The sequence below is a fragment of the Listeria grayi genome (assembly GCF_900638015.1).
Classification (GTDB): domain Bacteria; phylum Bacillota; class Bacilli; order Lactobacillales; family Listeriaceae; genus Listeria; species Listeria grayi.
Genome location: NZ_LR134483.1, coordinates 664,301 through 685,355, shown reverse-complemented (window position 1 = coordinate 685,355; position 21,055 = coordinate 664,301). Strand labels below are relative to the sequence as shown.

Annotated in this window: 23 protein-coding genes, 1 pseudogene and 1 other annotated feature; of the genes and pseudogenes, 8 read left to right on the top strand and 16 right to left on the bottom strand. The window is 41.8% G+C overall.

Annotated features, from left to right (window positions below):
• Positions 1 to 34: 34 nt before the first annotated feature.
• On the bottom strand, positions 35 to 601 hold the full coding sequence (locus EL241_RS03260; protein WP_003757964.1) for a TetR/AcrR family transcriptional regulator: 567 nt from the start codon (positions 599 to 601) through the stop codon (positions 35 to 37).
• A 97-nt stretch (positions 602 to 698) separates the two neighbouring features.
• Between EL241_RS03260 and EL241_RS03255 the strand changes: the two genes are divergently transcribed.
• The gene (locus tag EL241_RS03255; protein ID WP_036107967.1) at positions 699 to 1,448 is read left to right on the top strand and encodes an MBL fold metallo-hydrolase; all 750 of its coding nucleotides are present in this window, start codon (positions 699 to 701) and stop codon (positions 1,446 to 1,448) included.
• Entirely contained in the window at positions 1,420 to 2,517 is a 1,098-nt protein-coding gene (locus EL241_RS03250; protein ID WP_036107969.1) for an AbrB family transcriptional regulator, read from the top strand. The genes EL241_RS03255 and EL241_RS03250 overlap by 29 nt, the downstream gene beginning before the upstream one ends.
• 114 nt (positions 2,518 to 2,631) lie before the next feature.
• Here EL241_RS03250 and EL241_RS03245 read toward each other — a convergent pair whose 3' ends face one another.
• The 3 genes from EL241_RS03245 to EL241_RS03235 all read right to left on the bottom strand — a co-directional run bounded on the left by EL241_RS03245 (position 2,632) and on the right by EL241_RS03235 (position 4,388).
• The gene (locus EL241_RS03245; protein ID WP_036107972.1) at positions 2,632 to 2,943 is read right to left on the bottom strand and encodes a PTS sugar transporter subunit IIB; all 312 of its coding nucleotides are present in this window, start codon (positions 2,941 to 2,943) and stop codon (positions 2,632 to 2,634) included.
• A gap of 68 nt (positions 2,944 to 3,011) precedes the next feature.
• Positions 3,012 to 3,554, bottom strand: coding sequence for a DUF1697 domain-containing protein (locus EL241_RS03240; RefSeq protein ID WP_036107975.1), 543 nt, complete (start codon positions 3,552 to 3,554; stop codon positions 3,012 to 3,014).
• 60 nt (positions 3,555 to 3,614) lie between these two features.
• Positions 3,615 to 4,388: a 2OG-Fe dioxygenase family protein gene (locus tag EL241_RS03235; RefSeq protein ID WP_036107978.1), complete on the bottom strand. Its 774-nt coding sequence runs from the start codon at positions 4,386 to 4,388 to the stop codon at positions 3,615 to 3,617.
• Between the two features lie 214 nt (positions 4,389 to 4,602).
• On the opposite strand from EL241_RS03235, the gene gdhA reads away from it, so the two are divergent.
• On the top strand, positions 4,603 to 5,961 hold the full coding sequence (gdhA, locus tag EL241_RS03230; RefSeq protein WP_382310272.1) for an NADP-specific glutamate dehydrogenase: 1,359 nt from the start codon (positions 4,603 to 4,605) through the stop codon (positions 5,959 to 5,961).
• A gap of 275 nt (positions 5,962 to 6,236) precedes the next feature.
• On the top strand, positions 6,237 to 7,283 hold the full coding sequence (locus EL241_RS03225; protein WP_036107982.1) for a lactonase family protein: 1,047 nt from the start codon (positions 6,237 to 6,239) through the stop codon (positions 7,281 to 7,283).
• A 43-nt stretch (positions 7,284 to 7,326) separates the two neighbouring features.
• Here EL241_RS03225 and EL241_RS03220 read toward each other — a convergent pair whose 3' ends face one another.
• Positions 7,327 to 8,064, bottom strand: coding sequence for a tyrosine-protein phosphatase (locus EL241_RS03220; RefSeq protein WP_036107985.1), 738 nt, complete (start codon positions 8,062 to 8,064; stop codon positions 7,327 to 7,329).
• Positions 8,065 to 8,170: 106 nt separating this feature from the next.
• Here EL241_RS03220 and EL241_RS03215 point away from each other — a divergent pair, with 106 nt between their 5' ends.
• A complete protein-coding gene (locus EL241_RS03215; protein ID WP_040486706.1) occupies positions 8,171 to 8,752 on the top strand; it encodes an FUSC family protein in 582 nt (193 codons plus the stop codon).
• Positions 8,753 to 8,808: 56 nt separating this feature from the next.
• Here the strand turns inward: EL241_RS03215 and EL241_RS03210 are convergent, their stop codons facing one another.
• Complete coding sequence (locus EL241_RS03210; protein WP_052009283.1) at positions 8,809 to 9,564, bottom strand: alpha/beta hydrolase; 756 nt, start codon at positions 9,562 to 9,564, stop codon at positions 8,809 to 8,811.
• 247 nt (positions 9,565 to 9,811) lie between these two features.
• Between EL241_RS03210 and EL241_RS03205 the strand changes: the two genes are divergently transcribed.
• Positions 9,812 to 11,050, top strand: coding sequence for a sugar ABC transporter substrate-binding protein (locus tag EL241_RS03205; protein ID WP_003757940.1), 1,239 nt, complete (start codon positions 9,812 to 9,814; stop codon positions 11,048 to 11,050).
• A 42-nt stretch (positions 11,051 to 11,092) separates the two neighbouring features.
• Here EL241_RS03205 and proS read toward each other — a convergent pair whose 3' ends face one another.
• The 3 genes from proS to EL241_RS03190 all read right to left on the bottom strand — a co-directional run bounded on the left by proS (position 11,093) and on the right by EL241_RS03190 (position 14,752).
• Complete coding sequence (gene proS / locus EL241_RS03200) at positions 11,093 to 12,529, bottom strand: proline--tRNA ligase (RefSeq protein WP_036108050.1); 1,437 nt, start codon at positions 12,527 to 12,529, stop codon at positions 11,093 to 11,095.
• Between the two features lie 39 nt (positions 12,530 to 12,568).
• Positions 12,569 to 12,766, bottom strand: a binding site (T-box leader).
• Positions 12,751 to 14,190: a DHA2 family efflux MFS transporter permease subunit gene (locus EL241_RS03195; RefSeq protein WP_126320347.1), complete on the bottom strand. Its 1,440-nt coding sequence runs from the start codon at positions 14,188 to 14,190 to the stop codon at positions 12,751 to 12,753. (Overlaps the previous feature by 16 nt.)
• 130 nt (positions 14,191 to 14,320) lie before the next feature.
• Entirely contained in the window at positions 14,321 to 14,752 is a 432-nt protein-coding gene (locus tag EL241_RS03190; protein WP_003757934.1) for a universal stress protein, read from the bottom strand.
• 146 nt (positions 14,753 to 14,898) lie between these two features.
• Here EL241_RS03190 and EL241_RS03185 point away from each other — a divergent pair, with 146 nt between their 5' ends.
• Both EL241_RS03185 and EL241_RS03180 read left to right on the top strand, forming a co-directional pair.
• Positions 14,899 to 15,354 (top strand): MarR family transcriptional regulator, encoded by a 456-nt coding sequence (locus EL241_RS03185; protein WP_003757930.1) that lies wholly within the window; start codon positions 14,899 to 14,901, stop codon positions 15,352 to 15,354.
• 6 nt (positions 15,355 to 15,360) lie between these two features.
• Positions 15,361 to 15,720 carry a Lin0512 family protein gene (locus tag EL241_RS03180; protein WP_003757928.1) on the top strand — a complete coding sequence of 120 codons (360 nt, stop codon included), beginning with the start codon at positions 15,361 to 15,363 and terminating at the stop codon, positions 15,718 to 15,720.
• A gap of 39 nt (positions 15,721 to 15,759) precedes the next feature.
• Here EL241_RS03180 and EL241_RS03175 read toward each other — a convergent pair whose 3' ends face one another.
• The 7 genes and pseudogenes from EL241_RS03175 to EL241_RS03145 all read right to left on the bottom strand — a co-directional run bounded on the left by EL241_RS03175 (position 15,760) and on the right by EL241_RS03145 (position 20,839).
• The gene (locus EL241_RS03175; RefSeq protein WP_003757926.1) at positions 15,760 to 16,695 is read right to left on the bottom strand and encodes a ribose-phosphate diphosphokinase; all 936 of its coding nucleotides are present in this window, start codon (positions 16,693 to 16,695) and stop codon (positions 15,760 to 15,762) included.
• 225 nt (positions 16,696 to 16,920) lie between these two features.
• Positions 16,921 to 17,676 (bottom strand): type I 3-dehydroquinate dehydratase, encoded by a 756-nt coding sequence (gene aroD / locus EL241_RS03170; RefSeq protein ID WP_036107992.1) that lies wholly within the window; start codon positions 17,674 to 17,676, stop codon positions 16,921 to 16,923.
• Between the two features lie 17 nt (positions 17,677 to 17,693).
• Positions 17,694 to 18,389 carry an NUDIX domain-containing protein gene (locus EL241_RS03165; protein WP_036107994.1) on the bottom strand — a complete coding sequence of 232 codons (696 nt, stop codon included), beginning with the start codon at positions 18,387 to 18,389 and terminating at the stop codon, positions 17,694 to 17,696.
• Positions 18,390 to 18,558: 169 nt separating this feature from the next.
• Positions 18,559 to 18,825 (bottom strand): hypothetical protein, encoded by a 267-nt coding sequence (locus EL241_RS03160; RefSeq protein ID WP_126320346.1) that lies wholly within the window; start codon positions 18,823 to 18,825, stop codon positions 18,559 to 18,561.
• Position 18,826: 1 nt separating this feature from the next.
• Entirely contained in the window at positions 18,827 to 19,195 is a 369-nt protein-coding gene (locus EL241_RS03155) for a hypothetical protein (protein ID WP_036107997.1), read from the bottom strand.
• Positions 19,195 to 20,445, bottom strand: a pseudogene (locus EL241_RS03150) (lipase family protein). Before EL241_RS03150 ends, EL241_RS03155 begins: the two are co-directional and overlap by 1 nt.
• Positions 20,438 to 20,839 (bottom strand): DUF1310 family protein, encoded by a 402-nt coding sequence (locus EL241_RS03145; RefSeq protein WP_003757915.1) that lies wholly within the window; start codon positions 20,837 to 20,839, stop codon positions 20,438 to 20,440. Before EL241_RS03145 ends, EL241_RS03150 begins: the two are co-directional and overlap by 8 nt.
• Positions 20,840 to 21,055: the final 216 nt, after the last annotated feature.

Below are 21,055 nucleotides of genomic sequence, written 5' to 3'. Positions count from 1 at the left end.
GACTTAGAAGTGGATTCTAAGTCGTTTTTATTTCCTATTCCAAGGACTGGATATAATCCGCGATCATGCGCTCGAAACTTTCCTCGTGGTCGAGCTGGTGTCTAAAATAGCCCAAAAACACTAGCGAGATGTAGCCATGCAAAATACTGCGAAACTCTCTACTCTTATGCACCGTTTCTTCTTCTGACAGTGAATATGGGACTAAAATCTGGCGAATCATATACGTCATTTCTAAAAATTGGTTCGTCAACTGCTCATTATCAAAACTTGGACAATTAATAAATAGCTCATATCCTGCCCGGTTTTCAAACGCAATATCCCGATACGTCATGGCAAACGTGTGAATAGCATCTTTCCCGGCTTTTCCCAGTAAACTTTTTATCAATTGCTGATTCAGGTTCGCAACAAATGTTTCGGTCATCGCGATTTTTAAAACATCAATATTCGCAAAGTGATTATAAAGCGACGGATATTTTATATTCAGCCGTTCAGAGATCTTAGGGAAATTAATATGGGTGATCCCGATTTCATTCGCAAGTTCAAACGTGACATCGATGATTTTGGCTTTTGTCAAATTTCTTTTTTGCGCCAATGCCCTCACCTACTTTCTTGATAAATTTAGTTTACCATGATACAATTTATTCTACAAACTATTTTTTATAGTCATAAATTATTTTTTATATATGGAGGTTCTGATTTTGAAAATCAATGATTCGATTTATGTATTGCCAATCGAAGAAAGCGAACGAAACAACATGGTACTAAATATTACTGTACTTGTCGAAGGAGATAGCTATATGCTTGTCGACACCGGATTCTTAAATGACTTCGATGCGATTCAATCCGCTTTAAAAGAAGAAGGTCTAGCTGATAAAAAGCTAGCTGGAGTTATTTTGACTCATCAAGACGTCGACCATATCGGTAGTCTGCCCCAATTGGTAAACAAAAACGATTCTATCTCTGTTTTTGCTTTCGGAGAAGATGCAAAAGTAATCAACGGGAAAGAGCCGCTGATCAAATTGCCCGAAGAAAATAAGCCAGCATTATATGCGGCGTACCCAGAAGATGTGGTAAAAGAATTCCAAGCCTTTTATGACGGTTCTCAGGAAAATGTTACTCATTATTTAGATAACCAAAAAGTGATCTCGTTCGGAAGCGATTATCAAGTCCTCCCTACCCCTGGACATACGCCGGGACACATCTCCCTTTACCATGCTGACAGCCAGACATTGATCACTGGCGATGCGATGGTATCAGAAAATGGCGAACTATTTGGCCCGCGCAAACCAGTAACGCCAAATTATCCAGAAGCAATCGATTCCTTGCGTTCCTTTCTTGACCTTCCGCTAACGACAATCATCTGCTATCATGGCGGACTTGTTACTGGGAAAGACCTAAATGAACGGGTGGCGGAGATCATTGCTGAATACCAAGCAGCTTCCAATTAAAAAGACCGTATTCCCATTTTTACTAACGATCTTAGCAGGGCTTGCGGGGGCAGGACTTGCCATGCTCATCCACTTGCCAATACCTTGGCTACTTGGACCGATGTTGATTATCACGATTTTAAATCAGTTTGATAAGATCCCGCTCCATTTTCCAGCCATTTTGCGCCTAGCAGCTCTAATGATCGTTGGGTATACAGCCGGTACAAAAATCACGCTTGCTACTTTCAAACTGATCATCTCCCAGCTACCGATCATGGTGATCACCACCATCGTGCTGATTTTGATTGGGATCCTATTCAGCTACTTTATCAGTAAATGGACGACATTGGACTACCAAAGTCTGGTTGCCGGCAGTATGCCCGGCGGCGCGACCCAGATGATCTTGTATGCGCGTGAGCAAAAACATCTTGACCCAACGATCGTCTCGATTTTTCAGATTTTCCGTTTGGTCACTATTTTCCTGTTTGTGCCTATTATTTTATACACACCGCTGATTGGCGCTCATCATCAAAGTCAAGCCGTAGCAACGCATAATGCTGCTTCCGATTATTTCCTTTCTCAGTTTCCTTGGGCGAGTATTTTATTTTTCCTTATCGCCGTCTTGGTGTTTTCTGTTTTAGGAAGATTCCTGCGTTTGCCGATCCATCAACTACTGGGTCCATTGCTCGGTATTGGTATTCTTAATATCTTCGGCATCCATGGCTTTAATGTCCCCCACGGGATCATCGGCGCCACACAATTGGCGCTTGGTATATACTTCGGATTAGGCATCAATCTAAAAGGAAATGCCAACAAAGCTACTCTCTTTATCAGCGCGATCATCAGTAATATCGTATTACTGTTTTGTATGGTTGGTGTCAGCTTGTTATTGAACCAGCTTTTTCATTACGGAGAAACGACCGCGTACTTGGCGATCGTTCCAGGCGGAATGGACCAAATCAGTTTGATTGCTACCACTATCTCTGCAAATGTCGGGCTTGTTGTAGGCTATCAAACCTTTCGCTCTATCTCTGTAAATCTGATCGCACCGTTCGTTTTCAAACATTTACTCCAAGAACGAAATAAATAGCCACTTTTTTCTATATAAATCAGCAAAAACAATATGGTGGTATCATTATTTTTCAACTATCGAAGAAGCTCAGATCAAAAAGACGTCTGTTTCATTTAAGAAACAGACGTCTTTCTATTTCAGCAGCTCCATCATCTGTCCGAACAGCTTCGGCGCTCCGATCGGTGTATAAAGTGGGCCATCGATCAGTAGGAATGGGATCTCATAATCCGCTAACTCTTGAAGCAACATCTCTTTATGAAAGCGTACTTGGGGGGCCAATAGAAAAATATCCCAGTCTCGTTCCGTCAATTTTTTGGCTACCCGCATCGTACCGACAGCTTCGATATAGAAATCGGTAATATCATTTTTTTGTGCTTCTTTACTTAAATAATTGGCTAATAGGGAAGAACTCATTCCCCCTGCGCAGGCCATTAAAACGTGCATCTTTTATTCCCCTTCCGTTTACTTTTCTCATTATATCAAGAAAGCGCTTCCTAACGAAAGGCAGAAGGTTATTCTTTAATAAGTTGGAGTAGCTTTTTCGCTGTATTGGCATTGCGGATCGTTACGTTGGCATAGGCGGAACGCTTCACGATTTTCGACCATCGCGTTTTGGAAAAAGTAGCGATTGCCGCGGACCAAAAAACGATGGGCTCTGCGATGGCGACTTTCTCATAATCCGGTAGTGCTTCGCCAACTTCTTCTGCAATTTGGGTTGCTGTAAAAGGAGGAATGACAAAAATAGCATTGTGCTTGCTTTCCGGATCATTGCCCCACCAGTCGGGTGCTTGTTTCATTGCCTGTACAAAGGCGTTTGCTTCTATGACCCCGACAACGACACGGAATCCAAAGGTTTGCAGGATCGCTTCCTCACAACGCGATATCAGGCTTTCCAACGGAACTGTCTCAGTATCGAATAAAACATTGCCGCTATTGATGTAGGTCCGTACCCGCTCAAATCCCAGTTTTTCTAAACATAGACGTAAATCAGGCATCGCTACTTTATTTTTGCCACCGACATTGATTCCTCTCAATAGTAAAATATAAGTTGTCATTTTTTCTCCTCCTTTATTTAAAAAATCAGCTTGCAGCAAAATCTGCAAGCTGACTGTAGATTACAACGCTTTGACCACAGTAGGCTGATAATCGATCAAAATAATGTCTCGAATCGCCGGTCCTGCTGCAGCGCCTTTTTTCACGCCGCTGACATAATGACTGACAAGCGCATCCGCAACCCCATAAGAACTCAACGCTTCCGTCAATTCAAACGAAGCTTTGATATGGCTTGGGTCGATAGCTTCGGGCAATTGATCGGTATCGCCGATAGTCGCGATCACATTATGTCCGCCGTCAACATTCAAACGTTGGATCAAATGAGCAAAGGTAAAAGGCTCGCCGTCACGATGCAGACAGTTGGGCGAAGAAACGGCTTCTTCTCCATCTTTTTCTACAATCAGTCGGACAAAATGCACACCAACATTGATCGGCATTTTCTCATCACGTTCTTGCCAATTGGTTTGCGCAAAATCATACTGGATAATATTTTTCAAAAGTTCCGTCGCGCGGACTTCTCCCGGTAATGCCGGAAAGGAACGATAGGCTTCTTTATATTCAGGATTGAAATCGCCTTGGAAATACTCCGCTACTTCATTTCCGTCTTCATCATGCATGCTGGGCAGCCACTCGACATGTAAATTCCAAGGCATGATTACTGCTCGCGAAAAACGACGGTATCTTCCTTTCGTTTGCGCATACGCATCAGGCGGCATGGATGCAAAAGCTTGCTTCAATACCTCAAGCTCACTTTCCTTTATAGTAGGCAGCTCTGCACGCAGATCAAACTGGGCAAAACCGCTTTGTTTTAATTCATTCCAATAGTGTTGATTCATCTCTTTCACCCTTTCTAAACATATGTCTATTATACCATTTTTCTGTTTTGCCAGATACATCTCCCCCTTTTTTGTAAATTTCAGAAAATTTTTATAAAATGCTTGTTTTTATTTTCAATTACAGGTAAACTAACATCATAAGTGATATAAGATAACTTCTATTGTCACCAAACAAACTGTTAAGGAGTGTGGAAATATGAGCGATTCAGCAACGATGACTGCTGCACAGACAGCAGCGAACAACTACGTTACTACCATTTTCCAAAAAATAAAGGAAAAAAGCCCCGGCGAAGTGGAATTCCAACAAGCCGTCGAAGAATTTTTGCATGCCATTGAGCCGATTTTAGCGCAAGATTCTAAATATGAAAAACATGGTATCCTTGAGCGACTTTTAGAACCAGAACGCTTTATCCAATTCCGTGTTGCTTGGCTAGATGACGAGGGAAAAGTACAAGTCAACCGCGGCTACCGCGTGCAGTTCAACAGCAGTATCGGACCTTATAAAGGCGGTTTGCGCTTCCATCCTTCCGTTTCTGCTAGTATCGTCAAGTTCCTTGGATTTGAACAGATCTTTAAAAATGCCCTGACTGGCTTACCGATCGGTGGCGGCAAAGGCGGTTCTGACTTTGATCCAAAAGGAAAATCAGATAATGAGATCATGCGTTTCTGCCAAAGTTTCATGACGGAATTGCAGCGTCATATCGGTCCAGATACGGATATCCCAGCCGGCGATATCGGTGTCGGTGGTCGGGAGATCGGCTATCTATTTGGTCAATATAAACGTATCCGTGGTGCTTATGATGCTGGAACGATCACTGGGAAAGGACTTCCATATGGCGGAAGTTTAGCACGAACCGAAGCTACCGGCTATGGGGTGATTTACTTTACCGTAGAGATGCTCAAATCGATCGGAGAATCTTTTGCTGGGAAAAAAGTCGTTGTTTCCGGTTCCGGCAATGTCGCGATCTATGCGATCGAAAAAGCGCAGGAGTTAGGTGCCACGGTCGTAGCCTGCAGTGATTCCAGCGGTTATATCTATGATAAGAACGGCTTAGATGTAGAACTGATCAAAGAATTGAAAGAAGTCAAACGTGCCCGCATCGAGAGCTATTTGGAGAAACATCCGACAGCGTCTTACGAAGCAAATGGCGATATTTGGAGCATTCCTTGCGACATCGCCCTTCCTTGCGCGACCCAAAACGAAATCAACGAAGCACAAGCTAACGAATTGATCCGTAATGGTGTGATCGCTGTTGCCGAAGGAGCGAATATGCCTTCTGACTTGCAAGCGATCGCTGCTTTCCAAGCAAATAATATCTTATTCGGGCCTGCTAAAGCTGCCAATGCTGGCGGAGTAGCCGTTTCCGCTCTGGAGATGGCGCAGAATAGCAGCCGAATGAGCTGGAGTTTTGAGGATGTCGATAACCAGCTACAGCTTATCATGCAGACGATCTATCAAAATTCCAGTAGCGCTGCATTAGATTATGAACGTCCTGGTAACTTAGTGATTGGAGCCAACATCGCCGGTTTTAAAAAAGTAGCTGATACGATGATCTCACAAGGCGTTTTATAAAAAAAAGCAAGTAGCCAGGTGGTGGTTGGCTACTTGCTTTTTTGCTTTCTAAAACATGTCTGTGGGGGAAGTGATTTATCTTAGAAAGCAATGAGATCTAATGGATATATTTATTATACATTTCTTTTATTTCTTTGTAAATGCTTTTATTTCAAAAATATTTCATTATTCGCATTTTAAGTAACTATCTAGTAACAATTGCGTATGCTTATTATTATCTTAGTGCATATGCTATAATGAATACGTTAACATTTATTGATTAGGAGGAATTTTGAATGGCAAATAAAGAAGCAACTGCATATATCGGGACCTATACAAAGGCAGAAAGCCAAGGTATTTATCGTCTCGTAGTCGACACCTCGACAGGCGAAATAAAAGAAAATAAATTAGCTGGAAAAGTAAACAACCCAACTTATTTAAAAATCAGCAATGACGAAAAACTGGTTTTTTCCGTTGCCAAAGACAATGACAATGGCGGTGTAGCGTCATTTTCCATTCAAGAAGATGGCACATTGCAATTCATCAATCAAGTGCTTGGAGCAGGTAGTCCTCCTTGTTACGTCGATCTTTCCGATGACAATCAGCGTCTAGTATCCGCCAACTATCACTTAGGAACGATTGTTTCCTATCCTGTTTCGGATGATGGCACTATTCAAACAGAAACCTCTGTTGTCCAACATAAAGGTAGCAGTGTGCACGAACGTCAAGAAAAGCCACATGCTCATTTTGCCGGTTATTCTCCGGATGGTAAACACGTGATCACTTGCGACTTAGGTACTGACCGAGTAACCACCTATTCGATCGAAGACGGTAAATTAGTAGAAGTATCTGAACTGGCCGTGACTCCCGGAAGTGGACCACGTCACTTGGACTTCCATCCGAACAAAAAATTTGTTTATATCATGACCGAACTTACTGCTGAAGTTATCGCAGCAGAATACAATGCGGATACGGGAAGCATCATTGCCTTCCAAACAGTTGCTTCCCTACCGGAAGATTTCACTGGCGCAAACACTGGCAGTGCGATCCATGTTTCGCCAAACGGAAAATTCTTATATGTTTCCAACCGCGGCCATGATTCGATCACTAGCTTTTCGATCGATCCGGATTCCGGTAAGCTAACCAAAATAGAGACTGTTTCTGTAGAAGGTAAAGGACCGCGTGATTTCGATCTTAATTTCACCGGCGAGATTTTACTTGCAGCAAACGAAAACACGAATAATGTCACTGTTTTCCAAGTAAATCAAGAAACTGGCGCATTGAAACTTCTGCAAAAAGAAGTAAAAGTTCCTGAACCAGTTTGTGTTAAATTCTTAAAATAAAAACTAAAAAAGTTATGCGGTTGATCCGCATAACTTTTTTTATTTACACTAAATATAATTGCTGCATTTCCCTAGTAAAATCTTTGGGCAGTTGCAAGCCATTTTGGAGATAACCCTCAAACCCACCATAATGCTTTTGCACGAGCTGCTGCACATATTCTAAAAAGCTCGGCTGAACGGTTAGCAGTGTTTCCAAGTCCCCACGGTCGAATACTTGATAGGTCGCCAAGATCTGCTGAATGATCCCGTCATTTGCTTTTTTACGCGCTGCATTGGTTGCTAAATAGTCAGCCATGATCGCTTCTGGCGGAACATCGAGCATTTTCAAGATCAGTGCTGCACCGATCCCAGTGCGGTCTTTTCCAGCAAAACAATGAAACACCAGTGGAACGTTCGCTTTTTCTACTACGATCTCAAAAAATGCTTGATATCCTTTTAAAGCTGACTCAGAAATGATCAGTTCCTCATAAATATTCTCCATTCGTTTTTCCGCTGAGCTTTTGCCGTTCATCAAGTCTTCAAAACTAGCTGTATTACCGTTGCTGCTGCTCATAATGTCGATGGCCGTATATGTTGCTCCCGTTACCACATCATCCGGTTTTTCCAACCGCTCACTCTCACTTCGAAAATCTACAATCCTTTTAAGCTGCAATTCACTTTCCAAATAATGTTTATCGGTTGGCGACAAATCGCATAATTCCCCGCTTCGGAACAACTTACCTGAAACTACTGTCTTTCCGGCATTATTTTGGACATTTCCTAAATCACGAAAATTAATCATTTTTAGCACTCCTTTGAAGTTTTACGTCGTAATTTCTGCTTTATACCATTTTACTATTAAAAAATGGTAAAATAAAATCATATTATAAATTTGAAGGATGTATGCTATGAAACATTTCCATTTTCGCCTAGGAATGCGCACGACAAAAACAGGTATCGCTGTCTTGCTCTGCATTTTGATCTATCATTTTTTTGATCGGCAGTATACGATGATCGCTGCCTTATCAGCGGTTTTCGCATTGCGAGAAGATATCAGCGCTACTTTTACATTCGGCAAAGCACGTATCTTAGGAAATACGCTCGGAGCAGTCGGTGCGATTATTTTTGCGCTGATCAGCCAGTATTTTCACTATAATTTCTGGATAGAACTATTTCTTATTCCGTTGCTCGTCATCGGGATCATCGTTCTTTTCGATGGTTTGGATTATAATGCCGGAATCATCGGTTCAGTGGCGACTTTGCTCATCATCATCTACACGATCCCTCATGGACAGTCGGTTCTCTATGCGTTCCAGCGCTTGCTTGATACAGTTATCGGAGTGGCAGTTGCGATTATTGTCAACCGCGTGATCAAAACACCGAAGCCTAAAAAAGAACAAGAGATCACTTCCAAAGAAACCGAACTAGAAGAAGAATTAACTTCCCTTGAAAAGCAAAAAGAAGCCCTCAAAAAAAGTTCTTCAGATTAAAAGATGTTCTATGAGGAAAGCATCTTCCGTAAGCAAGCTGCTTCCCTCATGGTTTATCAATGATGAAGATATTGTTTGATCTCCGAGAAGACATGTTCAAAATTAGGATACCAGAAATCCCAATCATGTTCTCCGTCACTTTCATAAAACTCGTAGTTCCCCCACTTTGCTTCTGCCAATTCTTGGAAGCGTTTATTATCCTCATATAAATAATCTTGTCTTCCGCAATATTGCTTCATCGCCGGCAAAGTTACATTGTCAGCTGTTTGACGCAGTAAATGGAAGAGATTATTTTCAGATGTTTCAAATTCGGAAATCGATCCAAAGATCCACTGAAACTCCTCTTCGCGTTCCGGCATTCGTTTGCGCATATCCGTTATATCGACTGCTGGAGAAAGTGCCCAGGCAGCTTTGATTTTATGGGGATAACAGAGCGCCCATTTCAAAGCCGCATAACCTCCCATAGAAAGCCCGGCCACAAAAGTATCTTCTGGTTTATCGCTGATTCGATACCATTGTTTTAATTTTTGTGGAAGCTCTTGGCTTACAAATGTCCAATATTTTCCGCCTTGCTTCATATCTGTATAATAACTTCGGTGAACTTGCGGCATGACCACTGCAACCGGCATCTCATTCACATATTTCATTAGCGGACTATGCAGCAGATAGCCGTTATGATCGTCGGTCAATCCATGTAAGAGGTATAACACTGGAATAGCTTTTTCTCCGCTGACATTATCTGGCAACCACACGTTTAATTCGATATGTAGCGCTAGACTGTCGGAAAATATCCGTAAAGATGAAACTGCCATTTTCTCCACTCCTTCTACTATATTTCTAGCATTTAATTTTTATTTTAATCCAAAGAAATGGAAAATACTAATTTTTAACCTTTTTATCGAAACGTTTTTATTGATGACTAAGCTATAAACAGTATTTTACCCGTTCACCTCAAAACAAAAACCTTATTTTCATGAAATAAAACACTTGTAAACGATTACAAAATAGATTATAATAATTTTATCGAAACGTTTCTATTAAATAATTGGAGGGGAAATAATGAAAGGCGCAAAAAAGATTTGGGCATTAGTATTTGTTTTAACTTTAGCACTAGTACTTGGAGCATGTGGTTCAAGCGGCGGCAATTCTTCTAATAGTAAAGTATTAACAGTTTGGGCAATGGGAGATGAGGCGAAACAACTTCCCGACCTAGTCAAAGATTTTGAAAAAGAATCGGGGATCAAAGTAAAGATTCAAGCTATTCCTTGGTCCAATGCACATGATAAACTACTAACAGCAGTTGCTTCTAAATCAGGCCCTGATGTTGTCCAAATGGGAGCAACTTGGATGCCAGAATTTGTTAAAGCTGGGGCTTTGATGGATATCACGAAAGAAACAGAGAAAAAAGCAGCGCTTAACGAAGATAAATTTTACCCTGCATCAATCAAAACTGTAAAATATGATGATAAGATGTATGGTGTTCCTTGGTATGCTGATACACGTGTATTATACTATCGCACAGACCTATTGAAAAAAGTCGGTTATGATAAGGCTCCTGCTACTTGGGAAGAATTGCATGATGCTGGTAAAAAACTAGCGGATCGTGGCAAAGATATGTATGGCTTTAGTCTAGATGGCAAAGAGCAAACCATCGGCTTTATGTATGGAAAACAAAATGGTTCGCCGCTATTAAAAGATGGTAAACCTGTATTCAACCAAAAACCTTTCGTTGATGCTGTGAAATATATGGATTCTTTCTTTAAAGACGGCATTTCACCAAAAGAAGATCTAGGTTTAGATATCTCACAAAGCTTTGGCGGTGACGGCGTTGTCCCAATGTTCGTCAGTGGTCCATGGATGGTCAAAACGATCCAAGAAACTGTTCCTGATGTCAAAGGCAAATGGGCGACTAGTGTCCTTCCAAAAGGCAAAAACAACAACTCTCCATTTGGCGGCGCGAACTTGAGTGTCTTCAATTATAGCAAGAATAAAACCAATGCAGTTAAATTCTTAGAATATATGAGTAAACCTGATGTACAATTAAAATGGATGAAGATGACTACTTCCTTGCCAACTGGTCAAAAAGCATGGGAAGACAAATCTTTGAAAGAAAATCAATTCTACAAAACATTCGGTGAACAAATCAAACATGCAGAACCTTCCTTGCAAGTACCGCAATATGAAGAATTAGCACAAAGCTTCTTGAAAAACTTTGAGCAGATCTATCGCGGTGGCGCAAATGTACAAAAACAAATGGATAAATACAATCAAGAAGCAACTTCGATCCTCAAAAAATAAGGAAGATCGAAAAAGCGCTGTGTCACGTGACACAGCGCTTTTTTAATATGCTCTTGCAAAATGGATCAAACTTACCGCCGGTTTCCCGCAATGCGGACAGGTTTTGCCAGTAAGGTCTTTTTCTTCGTCTGTAAATGCCATACAACGAGCCGTTGCGGTCGTTTCTGTCTTGATGGCCTCTTCGCAACTTTCTTCCCCGCAATGCGGAGTAACAGCAAATCCGCCCGCTTTGATTTTACGGGTAAATTCTTCGGCTGACTCCGTATACAGAGTATTGGCTTCATTGCGGCTTTTCGCTTGTTCAAACAAATTCCGTTGGATCGTCTCAAGCAGTTCCGTTACATACGCTTCTAATCCTTCCATTGCTACCGCCGTTTTTTCACCCGTATCGCGGCGCACGACGATCACTTGTCCCGCTTCCATATCGCGTGGTCCCATTTCGATCCGAATAGGAATCCCTTTCATTTCAGATTCATTGAATTTCCAGCCAGGTTGCTTATCGGACAAATCGATCTTCGTGCGAATCCCCTTCTCTTGCAAACGTGCCAAAATGCTTTCTCCTGCTGCGATCACACCTTCTTTGTGCTGAGCGATCGGTACGATGATAACTTGGATAGGCGCGATTCGTGGTGGCAACATCAAACCGCGGTCATCACCATGCACCATGATGAGTGCACCGATCGTACGCGTCGTTATTCCCCATGAGGACTGGTATACCGGCGTATCGATACCTTCCCGGTTGGTAAACTCGATTCCAAAAGCACTGGAGAAGACATCGCCTAAATCATGAGAAGTTGCGATCTGCAGTGCTTTGCCATCATACATCAATGTTTCTAATGTATAAGTCTCGCGCGCACCGGCAAATCTTTCGCGCGCCGTTTTCCGACCTTTGACAACAGGGATCGCCAGTAGCTCTTCGCAGACAGCTGTATATAGATCCAAAATCGCCATCACTTCTTCTTGCGCTTCTTCATGAGTCTCATGACAGGTATGTCCTTCCTGCCAGAGAAATTCTGTCGTGCGCAAAAAGGGACGCGTATTTTTCTCAAGCCGGACAACATTCGCCCACTGATTATAACGCTTTGGTAAATCGCGGTGGGAGTGGATGATCTCTTTAAAATGTTCGGCAAATAATACTTCTGATGTCGGTCTGATCGCCAGACGTTCGGCTAGTTTTTCTTCCCCTGTTTCAGTGATCCAAGCAAGCTCCGGCGCAAAGCCTTCCACATGCTCGGCTTCTTGCTTTAGTTTTCCTTCAGGGATCAAGAGTGGCATATAAACATTTTCATGCCCAGTCGCCTTCAAGTGCCGGTCGATATACTGTTGGATCCCTTCCCACAAGGCATAGCCTGTCGGCCGAATGACCATGCAACCTTTCACGCTAGAATAAGAAGCAAGTTCAGCTTTCAGCACGACATCCGTATACCATTGTGCGAAGTCTTCTTCTCTTTTCGTTATTGCTTTGACAAAATCTTTCATCTTTTTTCCTCCTTTTTTATACAAAAAAAGCATTACTTCGATAGGGACCATTTCTGGCGGTACCACCCTATTTCAAAGCAATGCTTTACTCTCAGATCATGATAACGGTATGAAAACCGTGCATAATAGGCAAACTAAAAGGTAGGTTCAAAACAGTTTGTCAGGAGAGTTCTCAGCTTATCTCTCTTCTCTGTGTGACAGCACCTATTTTTACTGATCCTTTATCTTGGTTTTAATGTTTTTTCAGAATGTGCGCGCTTAATGAAAAGCGACAATACCAGCGCCACCGTTGCAATCGCTAAGCCGAAGAAAAAGGCTTGGTGAATGCCGTGAACAAGTGACAAACTGATTTCTTGTGGACTTGTGCTTCCCGCAGTCTTCATATAGGCTTTTTGACCAGCCGTCATGATCGTGATCGCAATAGCTGTCCCCGTTGCTCCGGAAACCTGCTGCAATGTATTCATAACAGCTGTTCCATCTGGATATAACTGGATCGGCAATTGGTTCAGCCCATTAGTCTGTGCAGGCATCATTACCATCGAGATCCCGATCATCAGTCCACTATGCAGCAGAATGATCGTCGTGATAGAGGTATTCACGTCTAAGAATAAAAAGCCGACCATCATACCAGCAGAAATGATACAACCGGGGATCGCTAATACGCGTGGACCAAATGCGTCGAACAAGCGACCTGTGATTGGTGAAAGCAACCCATTGATAACACCACCGGGAAGCAACACGAGTCCAGCGCTAAACGCAGCTAAGCCGATTCCTGCTTTCAGATAAAGCGGCAATAAGATCATCGTCGATAAAATCATCATAAACGCACAGAAAACAAGCAGTAATCCGGTCGTAAACATCGGATAGCGGAAAACACGCAGGTCAAGCAACGGTTTCGGCATTTTCAACTGACGGATCGTGAAGAGGATCAAACTAATGACACCGATCGCGATCGATAAGATCACGATCCAACTGCCCCAGCCGTCTTCCCCTGCACTACTAAATCCGTAAACGATCCCACCAAACCCGATCGTGGATAAAATAATCGATAAAACATCGATACGCGGCTTCGTTATCTCAGAGACGTTTTGCATAAAACGAATCCCAAAAAGAAGTGCGATCAATAAAAACGGTAGTGATATCCAGAAGATCCAGTTCCAAGTCAGATTTTCAACAATAAGCCCGGAAACAGTTGGTCCAATTGCCGGTGCAAATGTAATGACCAGACCGATGGTTCCCATTGCGGAACCCCTTTTATGTTCTGGAAAAATCAACAAGATCGTATTGAACATCAATGGAAGCAATAGCGACGTACCTACTGCTTGAACGACTCTTCCGATCAAAAGCATCGTAAATGTAGGCGAAAGTGCCGCTATCAGCGTTCCAACGATAGAAAAGCTGACAGATGCTATAAAAAGCGCTCTCGTGGTAAACCAACGGATCAACAATCCGGAGATCGGGACCAAAATACCAAGCGTCAATAAATAGGCGGTCGTGAGCCATTGGACTGTGGCAGAAGTAATATGGAAAAATTGAATAAGTTCTGTTAACGCCATATTGAGTGCTGTCTCACTAAACAAACCAATGAAGCCAGCGATCAAAAATGAAGCAACAATCAAGACAGGTTTTAGCTGCTCTTGTCCTTGCGAATGTTCTTTCAACTATTCGCCCCCCTTTTCTTTAGACCTTTAGATAGTCTTGTTTCGATAATACGAGAATTTCCAGCTATTGTCAATTTTCCGATTCGCGAAAAAAAGCCCCACCAAAGATTTGGAGGGCTTTACTGGGTTGTCACCGAACGATCAGCGTATCGCATCTTGCCTGTCTGGTCACAAAGGTAGAAACACTTCCTACAAGCAGTTTTTCGATTCGATTCAAACCGGTCGCTCCGACAACGATCAGGTCAGCTTGAAATTCCGCTGGGATATCAATTGCGATCAGCGTCTTCGGATTACCACTTTCTATATAATATCTGATTTCTTTAACGCCTTTTGCCTTCGCATTCTGTGCTAATTCCATCACTTTCTCTTTCAAATTCTGCTGCTCTTGATCCTCGATGCTGCCTTCAAATGATATACTTGGCGAAAAGCTGCGTACATCCACCACACTGACGATTCCTAGCACACTTTCATATTTGATCGCCAGTTCGACCGCTTCGTTAAATGCGCGGTCGGCTTCTTCCGATCCATCTACCGCTACTAAGATTCGATTATATTTTCCCATTTAACTCACCCTCTCTTTTCTTTCTATTTTCCCATACCCGAAATGAAAAAAGATATGCAGAAATCACCCAGATTATTCCCAACTTCCGGAAGCCAGAAAAAAATTTTATGGTATACTGTATTCATTGAAGAAAAAGGAGAAAGCTTATGGATAAAGAACAACTAAATCAGCAAATCGCATTATTCTATTTCGGCTATCGCACCTTTACAGAAACGGCAGATTTGATCATCGCCAAACATCAGCTCAAACGCTTGCATCACCGAATTTTATTTTTCACTGCCCGGATGCCCGGTCTGACGATCCACGATCTGCTTATGTTTCTCGAGATATCCAAACAAGCCTTACATAAGCCGCTTGCAGAACTTCGGGAACGGGAATTGATCCGTATCGAAGAGGGACAAGACGACCGCCGCAACCGCTGTTTATTCCTGACCGCTGCTGGGAATAGACTGGAGAGAGAACTCGGGATAGCCCAGCAAAAGCAAATGGAACAGATTTTTAATGAAATTGGCGGAGATGCAGCCGCTTCTTTCAAGCAAGTCATGGAAGCCTATGCGGCAAATCGGCCAGGCACCAGTTATATCAAAGACTTTAAGGAGTGAGTAAACTTGGAAAAACTTTTATTTATCCAAACTGGATTTGGCGTTGACGTCCACGGTCAAAATATCACTAAGGCAGCAGAACGCGCTGTTCGTAATGCGATTTTCACAAATTCGATGCCTGGAATTGAAGGCCTTCTTCCTGATAATGACCTTAACAATATGGAAGTAAGGATCAAACTAGCACTTCCTTGTGATGAAGAAAAGCTTGATCATGAAAAAATCAAAGCAATCATTCCCTACGGCACCGTTACAATCGAAACAATGCCTGGCGGGATGCTGACAACAAGCGGAATCTTTTTAGAAGATAAAGAGGACGTCAATGATCTGATGTATATCGTGAATGCCTCTGTAGAAACTGGCTATTAACAAAAAAATCCAACCTTAGCAGGCTGGATTTTTTATTGCTTAAAATAACGGGTGCAGCGAATGATTTTCCTGTACACCGTGAATCGCTCGTCCTAAGATCTCGCTGATCGAGATCACTGTCATTTTATCAAGCAAACGAACAGCAGGAATGTCGATCGAGTCCGTGGTTACGATCTCGGAAATCGGCGAGGCATCAAGCACTTGAGCGGCATCTCCTGCCAAAACGGCATGCGTCGCACAAGCAATGACTTTCTCGGCACCTGCTTCTATCAGGACTTGAGCGGAAGTCATGGCACGTACTCCTGTATCAATGATATCATCAATGACGATAGCCACTTTGCCTTCGACGTTGCCGATGATATCCTGGATCTGATCTTCATGAGGGCGCTGTTTGCGATTTAAGATCGCGATAGAAGCGTTCAGTCGATCAGCTACTCTTCTTGCTCTGACGACACCACTATGATCTGGCGCTACCACGACAACATCTTCTTTTCCATAAGCTTCTTTTAAATGTTCGCTGATAAGCGGCAATGCAGAAACGTGGTCGATCGGGATATTGAAAAACCCTTGCAATTGTGCTGCATGGAGATCAACGGTGACTAGGCGTGTCGCTCCAGCTGTTTGAAGCAAATTTGCCAATAATTTTGCTGTGATCGGTTCGCGCGAACGTGCTTTGCGGTCTTGGCGTGAGTAGCCATAATACGGCATAATGATAGTGATCGTTGCAGCCGAAGCTCGTTTTAAAGCATCGATCATGATCAATAATTCCATCAAACGCTCATTGACATTGCTGTTCATTGACTGGATGATATACGCATTAGTCCCGCGCACACTCTCTCCGATATTTATTTTCACTTCGCCATCACTGAACTTCTGCAATTCTACTTCTGCTAACGGCATATCCAAAAACTTGGCGATCTTTACCGCTAGCGGCCGATCCTTGGTTACAGAAAAAAGCCTCATTTGCCCTGACATAGTTATCCCCTTTCAAAACGTTCCTTAAGTATCTACTCTTCTATTATATAGAAGCGAAAAAGGGTTCGCAACTTACAATTAGATTGCAAAAAAAAGCAGCCGACAGTGTACACTGTCGGCTGGCTTCCCTTCTACTGTTTTCCACAAAACATATATGTAGAAGGCGGCAGTGTTTTTCCACTGCTGTAGGCTCATCGCATAACTTGATTCTAGCATGCTTACTGGTTAAAGTAAAGAAGTATCGTGAAATAATTCCAGCAAGCTTCGTAATTGCCCTACTTCTACCTGTCCAGGAGCTGAGGCTTTTTCGAGCGTTCCAAAAGTAAGTACAGAGCCAAACAATTCCCCGGATACACGGCTGATCATTCCTTTATGCCCCATGGAGATCGCAATAAAAGGTCTACCATACTGCTGTTTGAAATGCTCGGCAACGTGGAGAAGCACAAGCACATCTGTACTATTTTTCGGCATCACGGCGATTTTCGGTAGATCAGCTCCTAATTGGACCATTCGCAGTAATCTCGCTGTAAGTTCATCTGCAGATGGTGTTTTTTCAAAATCATGACTAGAGAGAATAATGCGTGTTGCTGTATGTTTAACTGCTGCTAATAGCGTTTCCAGATCCGGCTGTGTGAGCTCGACGTCAACCATGTCGATCGTCCCCCACGTTGATGCTGAACGTATAACTGCTGCATAATCCGCATCCGAGATTTCTAGTGTCCCACCTTCTCTTTTGGTTCGGACAGTAAAGATCACCGGAATCTGTAACCGCTCACGAAGTAGTGCTGCCGCTTTTTTTACGGCTCCCTCGTTCAGTAGATCTGTGAAAAAATCGGCGCGCCATTCTACGACGTCTACTTGCTGTTCTGCTGCTAGCGTCGCTTCCGCCAGCAATTCTTCCACTGTATCTCCCATGATCGGTACACAAATCTTGGGCAGACCACTGCCAAAAGCCGTTTCTCTAATTGTGAGTGTCTCCATCTTTTTTCCTCCAAGACTTAATAAAAAATACTTCCCGCTTCTGCATCTTGTACAAAATGACAATAATCATCATGTGCTTCAATAAACGGTAAAAAGGCCACATTTTCAATAAAAGCAATTTTGTCTGGTAATACACCAGGTTTTGTACAAGCAGAAAGTCCCTCATACAGCTGCTCGGCTGTGAATGTATCAGGTAGAAAATCACGGATCGCTGTGGTCAGTGAAAACAAATCCGAAATGGCTTGATAAGCTTGTTTTAAAATGGTGATGTGATCAAAAGCGAGTGGCAGTTCCAAAGCTTCTTCGATTGAAAAAAGTTCTGCTTCTGCTGCATCATCAGCTGCTTGATAGGCAGCGATCGCTTCTTCTCTAGCAACCGCGTAAAATGCCTGTGAGATCATCCAGCCGCGCGGATCTCTTCCCGGCGTATCAAAGGTACCGAAAGCAGTCAAAGGAATATCCGTCAGTCCCGTTTCTTCCTCCAATTCCCGAATCGCAGCATCATGCGCCGTTTCCTGTTCCTCCACAAAACCGCCTGGAATCGCCCATTTCCCGCCTTCGATGTTTGCTTTGCCTTCTGCATTTTCAGCTGCTCGTTTAATCAGTAAGACTTGTAATTTTCCAGCTTTTATCGTGGTGATCACGATATCGCTCGTATACCCGTCCGGAGTTCGATACTTGCTTGCTTGATAGTTGTTTTGATTCTCTTCCATCGCTATTCACTCCTTTTCTTTTTTATTTTAGCATAAAACGCAGGTTATTTTTATGTATTTGAGAAAGAGCATATCTCATAACCCAAAAATACTCCTAAAGTATGAAACTTTGGAGTATCTGATCATCATTGGAATAAGGAGAGTTGCTAGCTTAGTTAAAAGTTTTCAATTAGATATTATCAAAATCTTTATCTATACTTTTAAATGCTTCCTGTGCTTTTTTTACCCACTTCCCCTTAGCAGAAGTGGCAAATTTGTCTAAATAATTCTTGCACTTGCTTTCTAGATCGGCAACGAAGTTCTTTTTTTGTTCCTTGATCAGTAATTTTCTATTTTCGGAAGTCGCATTTGCCTGACTTGCTGTGAATAAATGAATCATCTTTTTTTCTGTATTCTTTTGAATTTCTTTTAAAGAGTCCTCTAAAAATGGAATCATCCTACGCTTCGTTCCTTTCTTTACGCAGTTCTACAAGCTCTGTTTCTCTCGCTTCGATTTGCTTTTTATAGCCGCGTTCTAAATTCTCTTTTTTAATTTCTAACGCTTTAATTTTAGTTTGCACCAAAGCATTCTCTTCGTACTGTGCTTGTTCGAGGATATGATACGCATGTTGCAGAGGTGGAACTGAATCTTTACGGCCTTTTTTAATTGTAAAATGCAAGCGATCGATTGTTTGTTCCAGTTCTTTACGAAAGCGTTGTTTTATCGCAAGCGACATTTCTATATCAGCTTCTATCTTTTTCTTTTCACTACGAAAATTATCCACTTCGTTTTCCATACGAAGTCGTAAAGCTCTTTCCCTTTCCATTAGGCACCTCCGATTTCTGCTGCAAGTTCTTTATCGTTTTCTATTTGTGACTTGATGGCTGCACTAGTTTGCTTAATAAGGGCATCATAATTTTTTTCCATTTTCTTTAAGTTGGCTAACGCTTTTTCATAATCTTCTTTTGGTTTAGTTCGAATATTAGCCTCTGTAACGTTACCTTTTTCAAGAGCGCTTAATATTTCGTTTGTAGAAAGATGTTTTCCGATAATAGCTGCATTTTTTAACGTATCTTGCCATAATTTGTCTGCATTTTCTTTCCCTTTTTGAAAGATTTCCGTCAATGCTTGTATTTCACTTTGAATCGTTAACTTCATCCCTTCTGTAAGAATCAATGCTTCGGAAGCATCTAAATAAATTTTTTCCGCCGAGGAAAGAGAACCATCACTTTTTCGGAATTTCTTTTTTAAAAGTTCTAAATTTTTTAACCGGCCTCCAGTCAATTGTTTGGCAAGTTTAGCACTTCCTGATGAATCTAGTTTCAGATTACCGTCTTTGTCGAATTCATAACCGCCCCACATATGTTGCTCTGACATACTTCCTGTTGGTTTTCCATCAACGGTTAAGAGCGTTCCGATCGTAGGGTTTCCATATCCATAACCAACGGGTATCAAATCTCGCATGTCGATATAGTTGAAAACGATATGCCTCTCATTCAATGCTTGTACTGTTTCTTTTTGTTCTGCTGATAAAGTGGAATAAATATTGGGGCCTTGATAGAAATAAGCACTATTTATCCGGGATATTTCGCTTTTTTTCAAGTTTGCAAGTGCGTATTGTCCATCCATGGAACCAAGCGAATGTCCATAAATATGGATTTTAGCATTGGGATAATCTTTCAGGACATTATTAAGCGTATCCGAGGAAGATTTTAATTGCGCAGAAACGGCAGACGATTTGCCTGTATTAATTCGAGTAGCAGTTGGAATATCATTTATCCCCCAATCGCGAAACACATCTTTCGGATCGCTGAATGTCTTGTCGATACCGGTGGATCCGCGGTAAAGAATGGTGACTTCTTTTACCTTGGAGCGTTCTCGAAAAGAAGCGGTTTTTGGGACGTAGTTGTTGGTGATGATGTAAGATTGTTCGCCTGTTTTTTTGTCGTTGAATTGGGAAACATAGCCAATTTTAGTATTCCCATTATTTATACTAACCTCTTTAGATTGCTATAATTTGGCATACTCCTTTTTAGCTATTTGGACTCTTTCATCGTCGGTATATGAGTTACTCATTATTGTGCTCCTTTTCAGTTCTACCTAGGCGTTTTGATAATTCATAAGTTAGTACAATTCCATCACCTTTTAGTTTGTCATTTTTTCTTCCTAAATCATATTCAGCAGTTAAATTTTTATCATTATTTATAATTAAAGTTACCATAATTCCGCCCATTGGATTATGATCGATACTACTATAATCAATCTTATACGATTTAATTACACCCTCAGATGTCAATGATTTCGAGTCTATGTTCCTTAACCCATCTTCAAAAACCTCCTTTGCCTCATCACTCTTCACAACTTTCAACATATCTTCATTCATTTTTTTATGATCCATATATATTTTCCCTCCAATCACTAAAATAAGAAGCAAAACTATCCCGATTGCATATAAAAGAAATTTCTTCATTACTCCATTCACCTCTTATGTAAATTATCATTTTCACCTCATTCTAACATATAGATACGCGAACGAAGTACGAACGATTCATGGAGATTTTATGGCGATTAGAGGATGAAAAAGCACGGATCTTTTATTCTTGATATTGTTTTATAGCAGTGTTTTCAACTTTTACATAAGGTTACATAGAGAGATGTGAATTATTTTAATAAAAAAACACCCGCC